Genomic DNA, 21,181 nt, shown 5'->3' with positions numbered 1-21,181 from the left:
CGATGCGGTCGAGGCCGACAACATGGGGGAGGTTGTTGATGAGCCGTGCCCGCCCGCAGTCACAGTACGCGGTGGTGACAATGCCGGACTCGCATCCCTCCATCTGGCCGGACGCCGCTCCGCCGCCCCGCGGCTGGCGACGATCCGGGTTCGTAGGCAACAAGCAGCAGTGTCTCGACCACATCGCCTCGACCTGGCCGAGTTCCCGGCTCGACGTACTGCCGGCGCCCGACATGGCGAGCGTGCACGGCCTGTTCCACCACCACGCGCGAGCTCGTCCGCAGGCACCGGCGCTTCGCTGGCAGGGCAGCGAGACCTCCTACGGCGATCTGAATTCCGCCTCGGCCGGGCTGGCCTTGCGGCTGCGTGAAGCAGGGGTGCGGCCGGGCGACATCGTCCCCGTCCGGCTGGGTCGCTCACCGGGCCTGGTCGCCGCGCTACTGGCCGTGATGCGCAGCGGCGCCGCCTACGTCGCCGTACCAAAGGACTGGCCCGCAGACCGCTTGGCGGTGCTCTGCCAGAGGAGCCGTAGCACCGTCGCGGTCGACGATCGCTTCGACGAAACGCGGTGGCCGAGAACGGTCCAAACGGTGACGATCACACCGGATCTTGGCCCGGGTGCGGACAATCACCACACCGACGAAGGCGTCGAGGGCGCCGTCGCGTGCATCTTCTTCACTTCCGGCAGCACCGGCACGCCAAAGGGCGCCATCTGCCCGCACACCGCCCTCATCAATCTTCTCCACGAGCCGGCGTTCGCCTCATATGGGAAGGACACGGTCACGCTCCAGGCGGCGGCGCTGCCTTGGGACGCGTTCGCTCTCGAACTCTGGGGCGCCCTGCTCAACGGCGGCTGCTGCGTACTCGGCCCAGCGGGCCCACTCGGTCCCGACGAGTTGCGCACGGCAATTTGCCGGGACGGCGTCAACACGCTGTGGCTCACCAGTTCGTTGTTCAACGTCCTGCTCGACATCGATCTCGACTGCTTTCAGGGTGCTCGCACGGTGATGATCGGCGGCGAGCGGCTGTCGGCCGCGCATGTGCGCCGGTTTCGCCGGCGGTACCCGGACACGGTGCTGATCAATGGCTATGGCCCGGTGGAAGCCACCGTTTTCGCCACGACCCACCGCATCGACGATGTCGCGGACGGGTCGATCGAAATTCCGATTGGCAGGCCGGTGCCCGGCGCCACCCTGCGGATCCTCGACGAGGCGGGACGGGAGACACCGCCGGGGCACACGGGCGAGTTACACGTCAGCGGGCGCGGGCTGTGCCTCGGCTATCTACATGACCCACGGGAGACGGCGCTGCGGTTCGTGCCGGTCGATGACGGCGTCGCCTACCGCACCGGCGACCTCGTGAGCGTCAGCCAGGACGGCGTCCTGCACTACCTGGGACGAGCGGACCGACAGGTGAAGCTGCGCGGAGTGCGCATCGAGCCTGGCGAGGTCGAGGCCGCGCTACGAGACTGCCGCGGAATAGCGGATGCCGCGGTCGTGCGGCGCCTGGGCCCGCAGGGGCAGGTGGTGGACATATGTGCCTGGTACACGGGAGAGGCTTGGGAGCCGACCGCGTTGCGGCAGGAACTGCTTCGTCGACTCCCTCCCCCCCTGATACCAGGCGTCTTTTCCTACTTGGTGGAGTTGCCGCGCGGCGCATCGGGCAAGATCGACGTGCGCGAGCTCGAGCGACGTTCCGCACTTGCCGCAGCGAACGGGACGGACCCCTTGCCCGCGGGTGTCGACAAGGGCGACGACACCGAGCGGATGGTGCTGACCGCGATGGCCGAAGTGCTCGGTCAGGCGGTGACAGCCCGAAATTCGGACTTCTTCCACCTCGGCGGCACGTCACTGACCGCTATCGTCCTGGCCGGGCGTCTGTCTGCGGCCAGCGACCGGCGGATCACGGCTGCGGATGTGCTGCAGGCAGGGTCTGCCTCGGCACTGGCCGAAGCAGTGCGGACAGCCCCGGCGACGCCCCCGCCGCCCACGGACGAGCCCGCGGTCTCGGCAGGCCAGCGCAGGCTCTGGCTCGCCGATCAGATCGATCCGGGCAACCGCCACGTCAAGGTCCACCGGTTGTTCGAGATCGACGGGATCGTTGACGAACCGGCCCTCACGGCAGCCCTGGCCGATGTCGCCGAGGCTCACCCCGCCTTGCGGCACGGCATTGCCGATACGGACAAGGGTCTGGGGCTGCTCCCCCTCGCGCCCGCCGCAGCCGCTGTGCTGACCGTCGCCCCACCGATCGGCGCGGCGGCAGAACTGCTGGAGCGTCCACAGACCTGGGACGTGAGCACGACCGGCCCCACCATCCGCCTCTCCCTCGCGCAACTCCAAGGCCAGCGGGGTCGTTCCGCGCTGGCGCTGGTGGCACACCACGCGTTCATCGACGGCTGGTCGCTGAGGATCGTCCAGGAAGACCTCGCGGCCGCGTACCGCGCCCGAAGAAGCGGCAAGGTCCCCCGCCTTCCCTCCGAGGCCATCGGGTACGCGGCGTGGGCGAGTTCCACCCTCACCTCGGACGCGAGCGGGAGAAGGGCGTTCTGGCAGGAAAATCTCCGAGGCAGTACCGACCTCTCGTGGCCGGCGCCACGTCGCGCCGAGGACGCCGACCTGCTGTCGACGTGGCCGGTGGACCTCTCCCCCACCGTGCGGCGCTCCGCGCGCGAGCAACACACCACGATCAGCGCCATGTTGCTGGCCGCGGTCGCCGCCGCATTGCACGATGTCGCCGGGGTCACCGACCTCTGTGTGGCCGTTCCCGTCGCGCGTCGGGAGGACCCTGGAGTCACCCGAACCGTCGGCCTCTTCATGGACACGGTGCCGGTGCGGTTACGCCCACACAGCTCCGATCCCACCGACCTTGTGACCGAGGCCCACGACGCCCTGCTGAGCGCGCTGCGGCACGCGATGGCCTTCGACGACATCGTCGCCGCGGTCCAGCCCTCGCGCTCCGGACGTCCGACGCTCTGTCAGGTCGCCGTGCTACGCCACCTGCATCCGAACGCGACCTTGCACCTCGCTGGCGCCTCGGTGCGCACGCCGCCGCCGCCTCCCAGCGGAGGGATGTACGAGATGACCGTCGAATTCTGGCCCACTGCCGACGGCGGATGGAGCGGCTCGCTCCAGTGCCGTGCGGATGCGGTGCCGCCCGGTCTCGGCGACCGGATTCACCGGACGTTGACGGGGGCGCTGAAAGCCCTCGAACAAGTCAGCCGGCGCTGACCGTCCGCGCGGCGTCGACCCACCACTGCCGGCCCTCGTAGGGCAGGGTGTGGATGGGATCGTAGTAAGGATAGGTCTGCCGCAACGCCACCTCGTCGTCGCCGTCCAGTCGAGTCCGATAGTTCTTGGTCCAATAGGAGATGCCCCGGAGGCGGTCGTAGTCGGCCTGTTGGTGAACCCACCGCTTGCCCACGTACGGGACGTCGCAGACGATCCGCGGCGTACCGAATCCGGGCAGGTAGCCCATGATCGAGTGCTGCAACTCCTGGGCCTCGGCCAGCGAGAGGCGCCAGTGTTCGCTGCCCGGGATCATGTCGCACTGGTAAAAGTAGTAGGGCTCGATTCCCGCCTCATCGAGCAGTGCGAAACACAGGTCGAGCAGATCGCGCATCGAGTCGTTGACTCCCCGCATGAGCACGCCCTGATTGCGGATGTGACGCACCCCGGCGTCACGCATCGCCAGCACCGCCCGGGCCACGGCCGGCGTGACCGACTGCACCGAGTTGACGTGAGTGTGAATCGCCAGTCTGACGCCCCGCTCGTCGGCCGCCTTCGTGAGCCGGCGCATGGTCGTGACGGCCGCGTCCGAGGTCCAGTGCTGGGGCAGGCCGGCGAGCGCCTTCGAGGCCAGCCGGATGTCGCGCACGTTGTCCAGGTCGAGCAGCCGTGTGACGAAGTTCTCCAGGCGGTGCCACGGCAGGTTCGCCACATCGCCCCCGGACACGACGACGTCTCGCACCTCGGGATGCCGGCTCAGGTAGGCAACCATGTCGTCGAGGCGATCAGCCGGCTTCACGGTGAGCTTGGCTTTGACGACCACCGGTGTGGAGTTGCCGACCAGGTCCATGCGAGTGCAATGTCCACAATACTGTGGACAGGTCTCGAGCACCTCGGCCAGCACTTTGGTGGGATACCGGTGCGTCAGCCCCGGCGTGACCCACATATCCCGCTCGTGCAGTGAGTCCCGCGCCGCGTACGGGTGTGACGGGAAGTCATTTCGACGGTCGGAGAACACCGGCAGCATGTAACGCCGAACCGGGTCCGCGTAGAAGGCGTCGGTGAGACTGCCCACGCCGACCGGCGTGGCGCTCGGGCAGATCGTGTTGAGCATCTGAGGCGGCAATAGTATGGACATCGTCGCCGACTCGCGCTGATCGCGTGCGAGATCCGCGTACAGCTCGTCGGAGACCACGTCGCCGAGCACCGAACGCAACTGTCGCACATTGCGCACACAGTGAACCCGCTGCCACTGGACCGACGCCCACTCGGCAGCCGTAACGTCGCGCCAACCGGGGAATCTGCGCCAGTCGGGCTCGGAGAGCGGCCGGCGACGATATGCGTACGGCTGTTGCGGAATGCTCACGGCGTAAGCCCGTCCACTAACAACTTGCGATCCACCTTGCCGCTCGGCGTTCTCGGCAACTCGGACACCGTCTCTATTCGGGCCGGCACCATGTACTCGGGCAACGTCTCGCGCAGTACCGACACGATCTCACCCGGATCGAGCTCGCCGTCGCGTGGCACGACGAATGCCTGGAGATACCGGTCTTCGGCAAGGCTGCCGGCGACGGTCACCACCGCCTCGGCGACGCCCGGGAAAGACGCGATCGCCGTCTCGATTTCACCGAGTTCAACCCGGAAGCCCCGCACCTTCACCTGCCTATCCCGCCGGCCGAGGAACTCGAGCAGGCCGTCCTCTCCCACCCGGCCGAGATCACCGGTGCGGTACGCCCGCCCCGACGGGTCATCCGGATCCGGCACGTAGCTCCGCTCGGTCTGCTCCGGCAGGTTGAGGTAGCCCGGCCCGACACAGTCACCGGCAATCCACAGCTCACCGATCTCACCGACCGCGGCCACGCTACCGTCGTCACGCCGGACGTCGACCCGGCTGCCCGTGATCGCCGTCCCGATCGACGGAAGACTCGGCCACGACGCGACGTCTTCCGGCAGCGTGAACGATGTCGCGACGTGGGTCTCGGTCGTACCCCATTGGTTCACCAACCGGCAGTCAGGCAGGGCCGCGAACATCGCCCGGATCGTGCTGTTGCACTGCACCTGTTCGCCGGAGGTGAGAATCTCGCGCAGTGGGTGAGTTCGCGGTGACACCTCATCGGCGAAGACCGCCAACGCCTGGATCATGACGAATGGGATGAACAGCCGGTTGATGCGTTCCTCAGCGATGAGATCCCACAACAGTTGCGGGTCGAGCCGGTGCTCGTCGGTGCAGCAGACCACCGTGCCACCCTCGCCGAGCGTCGTCAGGATCTCCTGAAAGACGACATCGAACGACGCCGGGGAGAACTGCAACGTCCGCTCCCCTGCACCGCAGCGGCTGGCCGCCATCTGCCAGGCGATGAGGTTGGCGAGGTTTCCGTACTCGTACCGCACACCCTTGGGGCGGCCGGTGGATCCGGAGGTGTAGACGATGTAGGCGAGATCTTCATTCGCTGCGCTCACCCGGCCAGCCCCGCCGGCCGCGTACACCAGAGCACCGTCACGCGTCACCGCTGCCCGCAGGCCCAGACGTTGCGGGCTATCGTCGTGACCGATCACGAGGGAGACGGCCGCGTCGGCGCACATGTACCGCAGACGGTCGGCCGGATAGGACACGTCCAACGGCACGACGACACAACGCGCCCTAAGCGCTCCGACAAGGCTGCACACCAGGTCCAGAGAACGAGGCAGATGGACGCCGACGGTCGAGGTCGAACCGGCGCCAAGGCTCCCCAGCCTCTCGGCGATCGCGCCGGATCTGTCCCACAACTCCTGGTAGCTGAGGGACGTACCGAGAAATCGGCAGGCCTGAGCGTTGGGGGTGAGCCGCACCCGGTCGGCGACCGCGTGCAGCACCTCCGGCATGCTGCTGACCATCACCTGCTGCGGCTCAGCTGGGGGCATGGTCAGCCTCCCCCAGGTTCTGCACGCCGGACATCGTGGCGGCGGTGACAGCGTGGCGTACAGCACTGGCACCGACGGGCGGCCGGTCCCCGGCGCCGAACATCTCCAGACTGTCCTCGATACCAACGATCTCTGCGGTGATTGTCCGGTGCTGCTCCCAGGTGCCACGGTCCAAGTGGTAACGGTCGCTGAACACCCGTTCACCACGGACCGCGTTGACCTGCACGCCCCGGGCGACGAAGCCGAACTTCCGGCAGACCGCCTGAGAGGCGGTGTTGTCCTGACGGACCACCACGACAGCCTCCCGGGCGCCGAGGCCGGCGAAGCACAGCTCGAGCAACGCCGCTCGGGCTTGCAAGCCCAGTCCCTTGCCCTGGAAGCGCCGGCCGGACCATGACGTCAAGACGACCTCACGGGTGATCCCGAAATTCCTCGCCCCGACGCTCTGGCATCCGATGACCGTACCGTTGTGCACTACCGCCAGGTACAGCGTCCAATCCTCTGGCGACCAAGCGCCAAGCGCGGCCCAGGTCCGCTGCAGAACTCGACGGGCGACCGTCGCCGGCTCGCCGTCGGTCCACTGCGAGAAGAACGGCATGTAGGCGGGATCATGCACCCCCTCGACACCCCGGTCCGCCAGCGCGTCCAAGTCCTCAAGCGTCGGCCAGCGCAGTTCGAGTTCGGGCGTGCGCACCCGCAGCGACGATACCGGCCAGTACTTCAGCATCAGTTACTCCCTATGGTTGTTATCTCTGCTGCATCACGTCCTCGCAGCAGGGTGTCCAAGAGACCGGTGATTCCTGGTTTGTCGATGAGCCCGCGGTACGCAGCCAGACCGATGACATGACGGTCCCCCCAGGTAGCGACCAGTCCTCTGACAAGCGCGGCATTGGCGGGAGAGAACGGCCTCTCCGCGAGTTGGGCACGGACCAGTTCAGGCCCGGCACCCGGCTCCGCTGCACCGCTCTCTCTGTGGATCTCCAGCGACACCGCCGGGTCCGGTCTTTCGACCGCCGCCCATGATCGACCCCGCTGGGTGAAGTAGGTTCGTAGCACCGGATGAGCCCGTTGCAGCTCTGCGAAGTCCTGTTGCAGCGCCGCGACGTCGAGTGGACCTTCGATCTCGCTCACCGTCACCACGGTGTGTTCGACATTGGGCGTGGTCCGCACCAGGTCCAGAAAGAGCACCCGTTGCTCGGCTGCACTGAGCGGGCGCGCCGAATGCGCCACGTCGTCGTGCTCGACCTCCGGCGACCGGGACGAGCCGGGGGTCCGACTGAAGGCGTACCCGGGCAGGTGGATCCGCCGACCCGGCGCGCCCATCGACAGGTCCGCCGCCGCCCCTCGCACCCAGGCGGCCGCCACCTGCGCGGCCAGCTGGGCCGCTCGGGCGTCGATGTCGACCGGCACGATGACATGCCGCGGATCCGGATCCGGATCCGGATCCGGCACGGCAGGGGGCTCGTCGACCGCGTAGTTCTCGACGAGGCCGTCCGCGACCAGCCGCGACCAGCCGGCGACCCGATCGAGAGCCTCGTCGAAGCCAAGCTCCCCACAGATCACGGCGGCTGCGAACGCCCCGGCGCCGTGGCCGTTCGCATCGGCGGGGCACAATCCCCACGCCTGCAACTGCCGTGCCGCACCCACCTGGGCAGCGAACGCCGCCGGCAGCCACGACAGCATCGCCGCCGGGTCGCCGGGCCCCTCATCGAGCGCCTCCATCAGACTTACCGGCAGGCTCCCCGCGAGGCGCTCCTCGGCCTGTTGCAGACACCGTTGCACCTCCGGCGGTCGCGGGTCTGACGCCGCGGCCTCCGGTGGGGGGACCGCAGCCACCGACGGAAACATGAAGGTCGTCGGAACGTCGAATCCGGTTGTCACGTGACCGCTGGCCACGACCACATCCCGGCGTCTCGGCGCGCGCCCGTCGCCGGCCCGCAGGGCTTCGACGACCGCAGCGACGTCGTTGGCGACGATCGCGTACCGGTGGGTGAAGACCTCACGCCCGGTCGCCAGCGTCACCGCCACGTCCGACAGGCTGAGTCCGGCATGAGCGGCGAGGTGAGCGGCCATGCGTGCCCTGCTGGCCGCGAGCGCCTCGGACGTCCGTGCCGACAGGGCAACGATCCGATACGGTCGGTCCTGGGGTGCAGGTCCCATTCAGTGTGCCTCCTGCCGGTCCTGCAAGGCGTCCTGCTGGACGATGACGTGCGCGTTCGTTCCACCCACACCGAACGAGCTGACGCCGGCGACACGGAGACGGTCCTGGCTGTGCCAGGGCCTGCTCTCGGGAAGCAGGGTGAAACGGGATCCACGACGCAGTTCACCTATCGGGTTGCGCACATGCGGAGTCGCGGGGAGCAGGCCATGATGGACGGCGAGTACCGCCTTGATCAGACCAGCTACGCCCGAGGCGCTGTTGGTGTGACCGATCGACGCCTTGAGGCCGCCGATGGCCACGGTCCGCCCCTTCGGTCCGAGTGCCTCGACGAGCGCGGTGGCCTCAATCGCGTCGCCCAGGCGCGTGCCGGTGCCGTGCGGCTCGACGAACTCAACCTCGTCCGGTGCGATCCTCGCCGCTTCCAAGGCGCGCCTGATCACCCGTACCTGCCCGTCGACGCCGGGCGCCGAATACCCCACCCGGGCCCGGCCGTCGTTGTTCACCGCGCTGCCACGGATTATCGCGTACACGGGATCGCCGTCGCGGCGCGCGTCGCCAAGCCGGCGCAGCAGCACGGCACCGGCGCCGTCTCCACCAACGGTGCCGGATGCGGCCTCGTCGAACGGGCGGCAGTAGCCGTCCGCTGAGTAGATGTGGCCGGGCCAGGCCACATAGGAGCCGTCGGGCGGGTATTCGATGGAGGCTCCGCCGACGAGTGCATAGTCGCAATCTCCCTGTCGCAGGCTCCGGCAGGCCAGATGCACCCCGACCAGCGACGTGGAACAACCGGTGTCCACGAGAAGACTCTCGCCCTGCAGGTCAGCCCAGTAGGAGAACCGCGACGGCAGGAACGTCGCGTTCCGTCCGACGACGTCGTCGGCCCGGGCGGGCGGCTGCTCCGCGCCGTTGTCGAAGCTTTCCGACCACCGGTCACGCCCGGCGTAGAGGCTCGTTCGCGGCCCGATGTCAGACATCCGCAGACCGGCGTCCTCGACTGCTGCCCACAGGCACTCGTACAGGACACCGTGCCGCGGATCGACGTCGGCGGCATCCGCCGTTGAAAAGCCGAACAGTCCAGCGTCGAAAACGGGCCCCTCGGCCAGCATGCCCCACCGGCCCACGCGTGTGGCGCCGGCACCGAGGTCGGTGACTGTGGGACCGGGGGCATTGGTCAGGCAGTCCCGGCCCAAGCGCAGGTTGTCCCAGAACGCGGCCAGGTCCGCCGCCCCCGCGAACCGGCACCCCATGCCGATCACCGCAATGTCGGCGTCGCTCGGATCAGGTTGGTTTCGACGACGCGTCCCGGGCAGCTCCTGAATCTTGCTGCTGCCGACCGACTCGGCGCCGTGTCGACTCTGAGCGCGCACCGTGGTGTGGCGGAACAGATCAGCGAGGGTCATCGACCGCCCCGCACGCTTCTTCAGCGCCTGCTGCAACCGCAGCACGAGCAGCGAGTTGCCACCGACGTCGAAGAAGTTGTCGTCGTCGCCGAATGACTGATCCCCGAGCACGTCGCGCCAGGCGAGACGCACCGGAAGGACGTCCGCCGTGCTGTGGCCCAACTGGTGCGGCTCGGTGGGACCCGGTACAGCCACCGGGCTGGCGGACTCCTCAACCAACTCGAGTAGACCGGTCGCGGCGAGGCGGACCGCCGGCATGGGCGGTGCGTCCGGTGCGGCGGCGGCCAGCGACAGCTCACCGACGACCCCCACCGCACAGCGGTGTGCCGTAGACCCAAACCACGCCTTCAGCGCAGCCCCCGGCACCTGACGGCCGAGGACAGCCCGCCTGGTCGGCTCCTGCTGCCGGGTCACCTCCCACACTGTCGCCACCGTGGTCCCGTACGGGGTGTAGCCGAACCACAAGCCACCCGGGCCGCTCCACGAAACCGCCTCGTTGAGTTGGTTTCGCGGGACCGGAGCGCCGAAGATCCGGGTCTGACGCACACGTTGCAGCAGGGCCGGTTCCTCAGCCAGTACCCGACCAAGCAGGTTAGCGGGAAGGAACAGAACAGTGGCACCGCGCTGGGCGAGAACGCTGCTCAGTCCCCGCAACTCCGACGCCTCGGGAAGGCCGAGAGCAAGGACCCCTGCCCCGTGCTCGCGGGCGCATTCGGCGGCGAACATACGACCGACCGAGTCCGCCGCAAGATGGGCCACGACGTCACTTTGATCGACGGCAGTGAATGACGGACCGTGCTGGTGCGGGTCGTCGCCCTGGCCAAGGTTCTCGAGAAGCTGCCGGCAGGTCAGCTCGGGGTCGCGGCCGGCCTCATCGAGGAGAGTCTCCACCTGCTGAAGCAGATGGTCGATGGTGTCCTGCCGGTACCGGCTGGCGTCGTAGTCGATCCAGAGCGACATCGAGTCGGTGCCCTCGACCGCCGCCAGGGTCAGGTCGTACTTGGCCGTGTCGGGCAGGCATCGCACCACCCGCACTGTGGTGGCACCGAACTTCCAGATCATCGTCGGCTCTGTCACGTGCAGGAAGGCGATCTTCACCTGGCCCGCGCTGACGCCGTCGTCGTTGCGGATGGCGCGCAGCCGGGCGGCCGGTATCGCCGCATGGCCCATGGCATCGAGCACCTGGTTCCGCAGCCCGCCCGCATGTTCAGCGAACGACTGGGCGGCATCCCATCGTGAGCGGATTGGAAGCACCCGCGTGAAGAGACCAACCTCCTCATGGTCGTCCTCGCGCCCGTGGAAGGCCGTTCCGACGATGCCGTCGTCCGCGCCGCTCCAGGCGTGCAGCACCAGCGTCCAGGCCGCGAGAACCGTTACTGCGGGGCTCTCCCGTAGGTGCTGGCTGAGGCCGCGGAGTTGAGCCAGCCCGTCCGCCGTCAGCGGGCGCCACCGACCACCTGACGGTCCGGGACCTGATCCCGCCGGGTCGAGGTCAGGCGGCGGGTGCATCCACCGCCATCGCTTGGGGCTCAGCAGGTCGGCCCAGTATCTCTCGGCTGCACTAACGGTCTGCGGATCTGCCGACGGGACGGAGGTGACGCCGGCCGGGCGTCCCGCCTCATTCGGGCGGTCGAGCCGCGCTTTGTAGTAGTCGAGTAGGTCTCGGGCGAGGATCTCGACCGACCAGCCGTCAGCGACGATGTGATGCAGGGTGAGGACCATGACGGTCGTGCCTGAGTACTCCAGAAGGTCGGCACGGAACGCCGCCGCGGAGAGATCGAGTGGGCGCGTCCACAGCTCGGTGGCAGCCCGCGATGCGCTGTCAGCCGAGTACGGCTCCGGCATCGGCCGCCGGACGACAGTCACCTCAGGCGCTTCGGCGATCCGCCGGATGAGGTCGCCGTCGACCACCTCGAACCGGGTTCGCAGGGCGGGATGACGCCACTGCACGTCGTCGAGCGCCACTGCCAGCGTGGTGAGGTCCAACTTGCCGGACCACTGGAGAACCAGCGGCACATGGTAGCGGCCGGGCTCGGTGTTGCGCTGCTCGGCGAGCCAGACGTCGAGCTGCTCGTCGCTGGCCGCGGCTCCCGGCACCACCCCGGCGGAGTCAGCCCACACGGACATGGGCCCGCACCGCTTCCGTCAGCTCCCGTACCGTCTGATTCTCGAAGAGCAGTCGGGTGGGCAACCGTTGGCCCACCGCCCCGGACAGCTCCTTCATCACCGTCACCACTCGCATCGAGTGGCCGCCCAACGCGAAGAAACTGTCGTCGTCGGTGAAATCTGACCGGGCTAGGACCGCAGACCACGTCGCACGAATCAGAGCGGTGAGATCCGCAGTGTCACCCGTGGTCGTGGGTACCGGATCGGGCCGTCCCATCATCCTCACTCCTCCACCTCTGTCGACGATGTCGCTTACTACTTGTGCCAGACGCCCTCGGTCGCGGGGCGCAGTGTGATGTTCCGCGGCTGTTCCGGCCGCAGCAGCAGTCGACGCAAGGTTCGCCGGACGTCGGCGACATCCACCCCGCTCCGGTCGTCGGCGTAAACCTCCAGGTCGTAGCACCTGCCGCCCGTCTCGGTGACCGCGACGACCGTCCTCGCAGCTCGGACCCCCCGCATCGAAGAGATGACCTGTCGGACGGAGGGAAGCCACACCTTCTCTCCGTTGATGACCACCGAGTCCGACAGCCGGCCACGAAAGAACAGGTAGCCGTCATCGTCAACGTCGAAGGAGTCGCCGGTGGCGATGGTGTCCGCGGCGACCAGAGGGTCGGCCGTTCCCTCCGGCACCTTCCTGCGCAGGACCGTGTCCGAGCGGACCAGAAGCTCACCCGCGCCCGAGCCGACCGGCGACGGACGCAGGGAGACCTCGGTGCCCTGCAACGGCAGACCCACGGAGGCGAACCGCCGGGCTGGTTCCCGGTGCGCGGCCAGCGTCGAGACTCGTGGCCCGGCTTCGGTGAGCCCGTACGTCACGTAGACCTCGGGAGTCGCGGCGAGCAGCATGGGCAGGTGTACGGGCCGGAGGACGTCCCCACCGACCGTCAGCGCCCGCAGTGTCGCGGGCGGGCGGAAACCCGCCTCGGAAAGCTGCTCGACGGCACTCGGGGTCAGCGAGGACACGGTGACGCCATGCTCGGTCAGACTGTGCCGATACGCCGGGGGAGTGAACGGTGGCCCCGAGACGACCAGCCGTGACCCGGACACCACGGAGGCGAGCACCTGCGCGACGAGAGCGTACGAGTAATAGAGCGGCAGGTTGAGCAGCACCGTGTCGTCGGCGCGTTGCCCGACCGACGCGGCGTGACGTCGCGCGTTACGCAGCAACGCGGTGAAGTCGTGCAGGCATCCGGTCGTGATGCCCGAGGTCCCGGAGGTCAGCAGGATGACATGCCGCTCGGGATAGCGGATCGCCGCCGCAGTAGTCCAGACGAGGCATTCGGCATCGGCCAGCCGATGCTTGCGGGATCCATCGAGCAGCGCCGCCGGGGTACGCTTCGCGACCAACGCCGACGCGCCCAGACTCCTGGCGATCGCCGCGATCCGGTCAGGGCCTGCGGCCGGCGCGACCGGAACCGGGATCGCTCCGGCGCCGAGCAGAGCGAAGAAGACCGTGAGCATCGACAGGCCATTGGGCAGCGCCACCAAAACAGCCGATCCCGGTTCGACCGCGCAACGGTCCCACTCCGCGGCCACGTCCGGCAACGACGGCACCGTGCCGTCCCGATCGACATCGGTGACGGTGGCGAGGAAGCGCTCGATCCGGCCGGCCTCCAGGCCGACGATGGGCGTCACGTCTCCCGCTCCTGCTGGCGGTCGCTGACGACGACGCTCTCCGCCACGTCCTCCCCGGCGGCACTGACCTCGTGCGCCGTGACCACAACGTAGGCCGCAGCTTTCGAGACCAGCCACGCGCGGGCGATCGTGGCGGCGACACCAAGCCCGACCGCCGGATCGTTGACGAGGGTGAGGGTTGGACCGGTCAGGCGGTGCACCATGCAGACGAGACTTCCGGCGCTGCCCGGGCTCGCCCCCGTGAACCGCATCGGGGACACCCTGCCGGTAGCGCTGGACCGGCGCACCTCGCGCATGGTCTTGAGGGTGCACCGGGCGCTGACGAGGATGACCCCCACATCGTCCCGGGCCGTGAGAATCTGGTCGGCCCCCGCAGCCAGGGCCCGACTGACGGCCTCCGTCACGAGCCAGGAAACCGGATCGCCGTACATCAAGGGCAACTTGCCGCGCACCGCACCCGGCTCGCTGGCTCCGGCCTGTCCCCGCGACACCACGTGGAGACCAGTGACAGGAAGCGCTGACAGGGCGCTCATGTGGGCGCTCCGAACACGACGCAGGTGTTGAACCCGCCAAAGCCCAGCGTCACGCTCATTCCGGTGTCTCCGACGAACGTGCGCGGCTCTCCGACCGGCACGGGCAGCGTCAACTCGGGCACGACGTCCTCGAGACCGTGAACCGGCGGCACCCTCTGGCCCCGCAGCGCGAGCAGGACGGCTACCGCCTCCAATGCTCCGGTCGCACCCAGGGTGTGACCGAACGCGCCCTTGGTCGCGAACACGGTCGGAGCGACGGACTGTCCAGCGAAGATCTGCCGGTAACTGGCGGCTTCGGTCTCGTCGTTGGCCACCGTTCCAGACCCGTGTGCGTTGACCACCCCGACGTCGCTCGGTCCGCGGCCGGCCGACCGCAGAGCACGGTGGACGGCACGCACGACGCTCACCCCGGACGGATCCGGAGCGGCGGAGCTGACAGCGTCGTTGGCGGAACCGGCGCCGAGCAGGTAACCGTGGGCCCGGGCCCGGCGGTTGCGGGCGTGGGCTTCGGATTCCAGGACCAGAAAGGCCGATCCCTCACCGAGCAGCGTGCCATCGTGGCGGGTGTCGAAGGCACGCAACCGGGTTGGCGACATGGTGCCGAGCAACGAGTGCCCGATGCGTTTGCTCGGGGTGAGGATGTCCGCTGCTCCGCACAGGCAGATCTGCTCGACACCGGCCCTGATCAACTCAGCCCCGACCAGCAGGCTGTCCGATCCGGATGAGCAGGCGGTGCTCACCGCGATCGGTGGGACCGGCATGCCCAGCTCACCCGTGACATCAGCGCACCACTGATCGAGACTGCTGACGTCGCCCATGTCCAGGTGTGGTCCATAGCTGGTGCCGACAATCGGCCGCAGGCCGGGATGGGTCCGGCTGATCCCCGCGTCGGCCAGCGCCGCCAGCATGGTGTCCCGTGTCAGAGCATGCAGCCGGGCCGTCGGCGGCTCGTGCAGCGGCAGATCGGCAAGCGTGGCGGCACGGCTGTTTCGCACCGGGTGCTCCGATGGGACCACGTCGATTCCGGTCGCCCCGGACAGCAGCATGCCCCACACATCATCGAGATCCGACCCGAGTGCCGTCCGCCACGCCATCCCGGTGACCCACACCCGCCCGATGTCGGTCACCAGAACTGCCTTCCAAGATCCGCAGCTTTGACCCGCACCAAGGAGGCATTGAACGCCGCGACACGGACGCCATCCACCGTGGCGCGCCCGGAGAAGAAGAACGTGGTCCCCTGCAACCGCTCCTGGCGCACGGTGAAAATGACCTGATCACCGGGTACGACGATCTTGGTGAATCGGGACTTCATCGATCCGACCAGCGTCAGTTCGTCATCGGCGAGGCGTGTGGTGCTCAGCTGGAAGAGAATGATCCCGGACTGCGCGAACGCCTGGCTGAGGTGACTGGCCGGGAAGATCGCACGCTCGGGGAAATGGCCGGCGACGGCGTCCATGTTCCCGGAGACCATGAGGGTGCTGATCAAAAAGTCCCCGGGTTCGTATTCCAGGACCCGGTCGAGATAGAGCATCGGGTGCCGGTGACGCAACCAGTGCTTCAGCTCCGTGAACCCCATCGACTTGCGGGAGGCTCCGGCTGCGGCGTCCACGTTCTGTGCCGTCGACATTCACAGGCTCCTCAGTGCATCTCGGAGATGGGACGGCAACTGCTGCGCAGTCGCGGTTTCCCGGTTGACCACGCCGAACACCAGCAGCCCGGTGGCGACAGACACGCCGTCAGCGCCGTCGACCGTCCGGACCACCGTGCCGGAGAACCGGAAGTGCGCGGCACCGAGATGAGCCACGGCGACGTCGACCCGCAGGAGGTCCAAGAAGCGCGCGGGCGCCAGATAGCGCACGCGGCATTCGGTGATCACCAGGTCCAACCCATCGCGGGCGAGGGCATCCGGTCCGGTGCCCAGACAGGCGAGGTTCTCCAGCACAGCCGTCTCCAACAGCGATGGGTACCGTGCGAAGTGGACAACTCCGGAGGAGTCGGTGTCCACGTGTTCGACGCGTCGTTGCAGGGGTGTCATCGCCGTGTCCGCGCCCGCCAGCGTCATGAGAGTTCCTTGAGGAAGGTGCGCGACCCGTCGACGAGCCGGGTAACGATCGCCTCGATGTCAGCCTCGGTGGCGATCAACGGTGGCGCGACCCGCATGGTCGGGAAGACGTACGGCAGGTCGTTCGAGCGGCGGCCCGCACCCGCCATGAATTCCACGAACACCCCGCTGCGCACCATGCACTCACGGAAGCGACGAACTTGACCAGACGCCCGCTCGGTCAACTCGACGCCGTGCAGACTACCGACGCCTCGCGCCTGCAGATAGACCTCCGGAAACTCCTGGACCAGCTGTCGATCGAGAAGTTCCGCGAGTCGGACACCGACCGCCCGCGAGCGATCGAGCAGCCCTTCGGCGACGATGTGATCGACACCCTGACGGATCACCGCGCAGGTGATCGGCCGCAGGTCCGACGTGGCCACCGCCCCGGACGAACGGATTCCCAGCTCACGGCGTGCGATCACCAGCGAGGTCGAGATCACGCCCATGCCGAGGCTCTTGCCGATGACCGTGACATCCGTGGGCACGGGGCCCTGCTCATCGGCGGCCGCGAAGAACGTGCCGGTCTTGGCGAAGGTGAGCACCTCGTCGGCCACCAAGAGGCCGCCCCGCTGCCGACACTGCTCGGCAAGTTCGCGCAGATAGCCCCGTGGGGGGGTCAGGATGCCAGCGTCCCCCTGGACCGGTTCCATGACCACGGCAAGCAGCCGGTCACCGATACGCTCGAACGCTGACCGGGCTGCCTCGGGGTCGCCGAACGGGATGTGTTCGACACGGAGGCCGTATGGTGCGGAGGTGACCGTGGGCAGGCCGACCCGGTAGTGCCGGCGGTTCAACAGGGGTAGCAGCCCGCCCGTCCAGCCGTGCCACGCCCCTTCGAACGCCACGATCACGTCGCGGTTCTCGCGCCCGGGCAACGGACGGAGCCGGCGGCGGTCGAAACGTGACTCCAGCACGAGGCGCAGCGCGAGCTCCATACCCTCGGAGCCGGAGTTTCGACCGCTCACGTGGTACTCGTCGGCGGGAAATGCGTCAGCCCAGAGACCGCCGTCACCGAAGAGCCGTTCCAACATGCCCGATCGCTCTGCCGAGGCGACCTCGTCGGTGACGTAACCGGCCTCCTCAATTGCCCTGGTGACGGCGGAGACGACGACCTCCGACCCGGCGCCGAGACAGGCGCTGGCGTAACCGCCGCTGGCGTCGAGGACCTCGATCATCCGCCCGGCGGCGCTTCCCTCGATCTCCATGAACCGCTGCGTGATGCCCTTGGCGCCCAAGCAGCCGAACGGCAGCCGTCCACCATAGTGGTCCATCTGCATCCGACGGTCGAACCAGGATTCTGCGAGCATGGCGTGGACTGCCGGCTCAGGCGTCGGCGCCGCGAGCGGCCTGCAGCCGGCGGACCAACTCGGATACGGTACGGACGCTGGTGAAATTGCCCGGGGAAAACTCCTCGTCCGAGATCCGGATGCCGAATGTTTCCTCGCACTGGACCCGCAGCTCGACGAACCCGAGCGAGTCGAGCCCCATCACACTTCGCAAACTGTCATCAGCACCGATCTCTTTTTCCGGGATGTCGACGAACAGATCGTTCACCAGCAGTTTCCTGATCGAGTCGTGCAGCTCGTCCACGGTCAGTCCTCCAAAAGTCAGACACCGGCAACAACACGCGACAGGGCGCAAAGAGCAGCATTGGTAGCACGTGACGGCCCACCGACAGGCACAATTGCCTAAACGGCTTCAGCCCACACTGAAGAATCGGCAGATTTCTTGGCAGCATCCAGGATGCACAGGCCGAAGGGGCGCCGCGATTACGGCGCTCAGCTCACCACTGGATCAGGTTCGAGCAGAATTCTCACCAAGACCATATCAATCCCCGTTACCCCCGTCGACGCCTACCATCGAACTCTATCAAGGTTCCGATCGTCACGCAATGCATCGAAGTTGTTCACTCAAAGTGGACCTGACCTGCGGAAATGGCGACGACGGGCAATCGCTTACTATCACGCTGATCGGAACAAGCCCCAGGTCGACGAGGAATCTGTTCACCGGACCCACCGGCCCACATTCCCGGGACCTACATGCTGTAGCCGAGAAGCAGAAGAATCGGCGCGCGAGACAACACCAGACCGAGAGAATGACCCGCGACGCGGCCACCGGTCGGCCCGGCCCTGGCCTCCTCCTACCGGCACCACCGGCATACGCGCGTGAACATTCGACCCGGGCGCTCCGCGGGCATGGGCCCGTCGAGCCCACTGCCAGCGCCCGACTTTCAGCGCTGGCCGGTCAGCACCGCACCCCTGGGACACAGGAGACCCGAGTCCTCACTGAGGACCGCGCTCATCAGCGAGTACCGCTGTCTCCCCCGGTTCCTCGTCAGACTCACGCGCCATCGCCACGTGAGGACTGGTGCGCTCGTCGTAGGAGGTGAGGTCGGGGAGAAGCTTCGCGATAACGGCAACCGCGCCGACACAGAGCAGACCGCCGGACACGATCGCCGCCCGCAGGCCGATAAACTGAGCTGCCGCTCCGGCTCTGGCCTGCCCCAACGTGGGTCCGATGGAGAACGACAGCAACTCGATGCCGGCCAGGCGACCGCGGAGATGGTCAGGGATCGAGTGGTTCCAGATGGTCTGGCGAAAGATCCCGCTGACCATGTCCGCAGCACCGGCCACCATGAGGCAGGCCACCGCCGTCGCTGGATTGGGCGAGAACCCGAAACCCGCGATGGCAAGCCCCCAGAGCATGGCCGCGACAACAACCGCACGACCGTGGCGATGGACACGCCGGACCCACCCGCTTGTCAGGGTGACGAGCAGAGCTCCGACCGACGTCGCTGCGTACAGCAGACCCAGCGACCAGTCGGCGCCGAGGTCCTCAGCCACGAAGGGGTAGAGCGCCATGGGCATGGCCAGCAGCATCGCAGCGATGTCAACGACGTAGGTGCCGAGCAACTCCTTGCGGGAGAACGCATAGCGCACGCCGGCGGCGATGCTAGCCATACTGGGCCGTTCCCCTCCGACCGGCGGCGGAACGGCGCGCATCATGGACAGCAGGACCAGCGACATGACGAACGTAGCGGCGTCGATGGCGTAGGCGATCGGTAGACCAGCCTGCGTCACGAGCAGACCCCCGACGGTGGGGCCGACAATGGACCCGATTTGCCAGCGCATGCTCTGCAGCGCCACCGCACCCGATACCTCATCCCGCTTGACTAGCCGCGGTATCAGCGCGTTGAGCGACGGGCGCTGCAGGCCGTCCAGTGCCGCGATTCCGCCACCCACCAGATATAGCGGCCACACCGCTGGCTCCGGCTGGATTGCGTTCACCAGCAGCGCACAGCTGAGGATTGCCATCCCGACTTCACACAGCAGGATTAACCGCCTGCGGTCTACCGCATCCGCCAGCGCACCCCCCCAGAGCCCACAAATGACCATTGGAACGATCTCGACCGCACCCATGAGACCGACCGCGAGGTAGGATCCGGTGAGTTCCTTGATCTGAAAGGGAATAGCTACGTAGGTGATGAAGCTACCCAGCATGGTGATGACACCGCTGGCAATAAGTAACCGAAACTCGCGGTGGCGCAGTGGCCGCAGATCGGGAGTGAGGTCCTTAACGCGCCGGGTCCAGGAATTCTCGCTCACCATTTTTTCCGCATCGTCAAAGCTTCCCCCGTAAAAGCGGCGCGGGCCGCCACCCTGATCACGTATCAGTCAAAGACCAGCCACGGTAGACTACGGTGACGCGCGCCCATCCTCAAGGCATGCAGCGCCGGCAATTCGTAGCGTCACCGATGCCACCGCCAGCCGAGAATCTTATGGCCGGGGTCGCGTCGGGCCAGGATCGCCGCGGCGGCGACGGTCGTGGTTATCACAACCGGACATGGCCAGAGGAGGACGCCGGAACCAGCCGGTCGTCCCTCGCCGTCGCATGGCTCCATTACGCGATGATGATCCGACCGGTGCGGGGAGCAGTGATCGCCTGGCTCATCCGCACAGCGCGGCAACCACAGTGGCACCTACGGGGGCGAACCTCACGCCCTTCACAGGGGCGCCAGCTGGCAATGCCGCGTTGCTGAACCAGCACGCCACGTGCCGACGGCTAGCTTTGTCGCCACGCTGCGCCGCTTGGCGCTTGCGGTCAGCCGCATCGGCTGAGGGACGTCTCGCAACCCTGGCGTCTGTCTGTTGAGGATGGTCGGGCAGGATGCCTGGGTGCAGGTGATCACCGCAGCCCGCCCGGAATGGATCTTCCCGTTCACCGGGTTGCAGCCCGCCCAGTTCCGCGCGCTGGTCCGCTTGGTCGCCGAGCGTGGCGGTGACGGCATCGCCGACGGCCGGCCGGGCCAGCAATGGGCCCTCGACCTGCCGGATCGGGTGCTACTCGTGGCCGCTTACTGGCGGACGAACCTGGCGATGCGCCAGATCGGCCCGCTGTTCGGGGTGTCGCACTCCGCCGCGCACCGGGTCATCGACACCCTCGGCCCGCTGCTGGCCCTGGCGCCGGTGCGCAAGCGCCCGGTCGAGCAGATCGCGATCGTCGACGGCACGCTGATCCCCACCCGCGATCACCGCCTGGCCGCCCGGAGCAAGAACTACCGGTACTCAACGAACCCGCAGGTCGCCATCGACGCCAGCACCCGCCTGGTCATCGCCGTCGGCGACCCCCAGCCCGGCAACCGCAACGACACCATCGTCTACCGCACCTCCGGCATCCAGGAGAAGCTGGACGGGCGGCCGGTGATGGCCGACGGCGGCTACCGCGGCAACCCGCAGGTGATCATGCCGTACGGCAAGCCCACCGACGGCAACGACCTGCCGGATTGGAAGGAAGCCCGCAACGTCGAACACCGGACCGTCCGAGCGGGGGTTGAACACGCCCTGGCCAGGATGAAGTGCTTCAAGATCCCGCGCGACTACCGCCGCGCCGCCCACACATTGACCGACGCCGCTTCCGGCTTCGCTAACCTCCACAACATCATCCTCACCGGCTGACCACCGACCCCGGCTCGGGCAACGCCTTCACCCAGTTACGAGACGTCCCTTCTTGGCTGTCGTCGGTGGCCAACTGCTGCTCACGCCACCCTCGGCCGCGTT

General features: G+C 67.8%; 16 protein-coding genes. 2 read left to right on the top strand and 14 right to left on the bottom strand.

Going from position 1 to position 21,181, the window contains the following annotated elements; genetic code table 11:
- The first annotated feature begins 38 nt into the window (after positions 1-38).
- A complete protein-coding gene (locus tag ACIBF8_RS26565; RefSeq protein WP_396786507.1) occupies positions 39-3,227 on the top strand; it encodes an amino acid adenylation domain-containing protein in 3,189 nt (1,062 codons plus the stop codon).
- Here the strand turns inward: ACIBF8_RS26565 and ACIBF8_RS26560 are convergent.
- From ACIBF8_RS26560 to ACIBF8_RS26495, 14 genes are all read right to left on the bottom strand, one after another.
- The gene (locus tag ACIBF8_RS26560) at positions 3,214-4,584 is read right to left on the bottom strand and encodes a KamA family radical SAM protein (protein WP_396786670.1); all 1,371 of its coding nucleotides are present in this window, start codon (positions 4,582-4,584) and stop codon (positions 3,214-3,216) included. The genes ACIBF8_RS26565 and ACIBF8_RS26560 overlap by 14 nt on opposite strands.
- A 2-nt stretch (positions 4,585-4,586) precedes the next feature.
- Positions 4,587-6,086, bottom strand: coding sequence for an amino acid adenylation domain-containing protein (locus ACIBF8_RS26555; protein WP_396786506.1), 1,500 nt, complete (start codon positions 6,084-6,086; stop codon positions 4,587-4,589).
- Between the two features lie 25 nt (positions 6,087-6,111).
- Complete coding sequence (locus ACIBF8_RS26550; RefSeq protein WP_396786504.1) at positions 6,112-6,852, bottom strand: GNAT family N-acetyltransferase; 741 nt, start codon at positions 6,850-6,852, stop codon at positions 6,112-6,114.
- Positions 6,852-8,285 carry an acyltransferase domain-containing protein gene (locus ACIBF8_RS26545; RefSeq protein ID WP_396786502.1) on the bottom strand — a complete coding sequence of 478 codons (1,434 nt, stop codon included), beginning with the start codon at positions 8,283-8,285 and terminating at the stop codon, positions 6,852-6,854. The genes ACIBF8_RS26550 and ACIBF8_RS26545 overlap by 1 nt, the downstream gene beginning before the upstream one ends.
- The gene (locus ACIBF8_RS26540) at positions 8,286-11,813 is read right to left on the bottom strand and encodes a beta-ketoacyl synthase N-terminal-like domain-containing protein (RefSeq protein ID WP_396786500.1); all 3,528 of its coding nucleotides are present in this window, start codon (positions 11,811-11,813) and stop codon (positions 8,286-8,288) included.
- Positions 11,797-12,069 carry an acyl carrier protein gene (locus tag ACIBF8_RS26535; protein WP_396786668.1) on the bottom strand — a complete coding sequence of 91 codons (273 nt, stop codon included), beginning with the start codon at positions 12,067-12,069 and terminating at the stop codon, positions 11,797-11,799. Before ACIBF8_RS26535 ends, ACIBF8_RS26540 begins: the two co-directional genes overlap by 17 nt.
- A gap of 38 nt (positions 12,070-12,107) precedes the next feature.
- Positions 12,108-13,487, bottom strand: a complete 1,380-nt coding sequence (locus ACIBF8_RS26530) for a class I adenylate-forming enzyme family protein (RefSeq protein WP_396786498.1) — start codon at positions 13,485-13,487, stop codon at positions 12,108-12,110.
- Entirely contained in the window at positions 13,484-14,020 is a 537-nt protein-coding gene (locus ACIBF8_RS26525; protein WP_396786497.1) for a hypothetical protein, read from the bottom strand. Before ACIBF8_RS26525 ends, ACIBF8_RS26530 begins: the two co-directional genes overlap by 4 nt.
- Complete coding sequence (locus ACIBF8_RS26520) at positions 14,017-15,147, bottom strand: beta-ketoacyl synthase N-terminal-like domain-containing protein (RefSeq protein WP_396786496.1); 1,131 nt, start codon at positions 15,145-15,147, stop codon at positions 14,017-14,019. The genes ACIBF8_RS26525 and ACIBF8_RS26520 overlap by 4 nt, the downstream gene beginning before the upstream one ends.
- Positions 15,144-15,629 (bottom strand): 3-hydroxyacyl-ACP dehydratase FabZ family protein, encoded by a 486-nt coding sequence (locus ACIBF8_RS26515; RefSeq protein ID WP_396786495.1) that lies wholly within the window; start codon positions 15,627-15,629, stop codon positions 15,144-15,146. The genes ACIBF8_RS26520 and ACIBF8_RS26515 overlap by 4 nt, the downstream gene beginning before the upstream one ends.
- An 18-nt stretch (positions 15,630-15,647) precedes the next feature.
- Entirely contained in the window at positions 15,648-16,055 is a 408-nt protein-coding gene (locus ACIBF8_RS26510) for an acyl-CoA thioesterase (RefSeq protein WP_396786666.1), read from the bottom strand.
- A gap of 23 nt (positions 16,056-16,078) precedes the next feature.
- Positions 16,079-17,299 (bottom strand): aminotransferase class III-fold pyridoxal phosphate-dependent enzyme, encoded by a 1,221-nt coding sequence (locus ACIBF8_RS26505; RefSeq protein WP_396786665.1) that lies wholly within the window; start codon positions 17,297-17,299, stop codon positions 16,079-16,081.
- A 148-nt stretch (positions 17,300-17,447) separates the two neighbouring features.
- Complete coding sequence (locus tag ACIBF8_RS26500) at positions 17,448-17,714, bottom strand: acyl carrier protein (protein WP_396786494.1); 267 nt, start codon at positions 17,712-17,714, stop codon at positions 17,448-17,450.
- A 692-nt stretch (positions 17,715-18,406) separates the two neighbouring features.
- The gene (locus tag ACIBF8_RS26495; protein ID WP_396786492.1) at positions 18,407-19,732 is read right to left on the bottom strand and encodes an MFS transporter; all 1,326 of its coding nucleotides are present in this window, start codon (positions 19,730-19,732) and stop codon (positions 18,407-18,409) included.
- A 567-nt stretch (positions 19,733-20,299) separates the two neighbouring features.
- Between ACIBF8_RS26495 and ACIBF8_RS26490 the strand changes: the two genes are divergently transcribed.
- Positions 20,300-21,079: a transposase family protein gene (locus tag ACIBF8_RS26490; protein ID WP_396786490.1), complete on the top strand. Its 780-nt coding sequence runs from the start codon at positions 20,300-20,302 to the stop codon at positions 21,077-21,079.
- The last annotated feature ends 102 nt before the right edge of the window (positions 21,080-21,181 follow it).

It is taken from the genome of Micromonospora sp. NPDC050276 (genome assembly GCF_044459545.1).
Taxonomy (GTDB): Bacteria; Actinomycetota; Actinomycetes; order Mycobacteriales; family Micromonosporaceae; genus Micromonospora.
The sequence above is the reverse complement of the archived record's forward strand: the minus strand, read 5'-3'. Positions and strand labels throughout refer to the sequence as shown.

What these genes read in the sequence shown, in the direction of transcription:
- ACIBF8_RS26550 (WP_396786504.1), bottom strand. Translation starts at nt 6,852, where the DNA reads ATGCTGAAGTACTGGCCGGTATCGTCGCTGCGGGTGCGCACGCCCGAA.
- ACIBF8_RS26495 (WP_396786492.1), bottom strand. Translation starts at nt 19,732, where the DNA reads ATGGTGAGCGAGAATTCCTGGACCCGGCGCGTTAAGGACCTCACTCCC.
- ACIBF8_RS26555 (WP_396786506.1), bottom strand. Translation starts at nt 6,086, where the DNA reads ATGCCGGAGGTGCTGCACGCGGTCGCCGACCGGGTGCGGCTCACCCCC.
- ACIBF8_RS26505 (WP_396786665.1), bottom strand. Translation starts at nt 17,299, where the DNA reads ATGATCGAGGTCCTCGACGCCAGCGGCGGTTACGCCAGCGCCTGTCTC.
- ACIBF8_RS26565 (WP_396786507.1), top strand. Translation starts at nt 39, where the DNA reads ATGAGCCGTGCCCGCCCGCAGTCACAGTACGCGGTGGTGACAATGCCG.
- ACIBF8_RS26510 (WP_396786666.1), bottom strand. Translation starts at nt 16,055, where the DNA reads ATGACACCCCTGCAACGACGCGTCGAACACGTGGACACCGACTCCTCC.
- ACIBF8_RS26535 (WP_396786668.1), bottom strand. Translation starts at nt 12,069, where the DNA reads ATGGGACGGCCCGATCCGGTACCCACGACCACGGGTGACACTGCGGAT.
- ACIBF8_RS26525 (WP_396786497.1), bottom strand. Translation starts at nt 14,020, where the DNA reads ATGAGCGCCCTGTCAGCGCTTCCTGTCACTGGTCTCCACGTGGTGTCG.
- ACIBF8_RS26540 (WP_396786500.1), bottom strand. Translation starts at nt 11,813, where the DNA reads ATGTCCGTGTGGGCTGACTCCGCCGGGGTGGTGCCGGGAGCCGCGGCC.
- ACIBF8_RS26545 (WP_396786502.1), bottom strand. Translation starts at nt 8,285, where the DNA reads ATGGGACCTGCACCCCAGGACCGACCGTATCGGATCGTTGCCCTGTCG.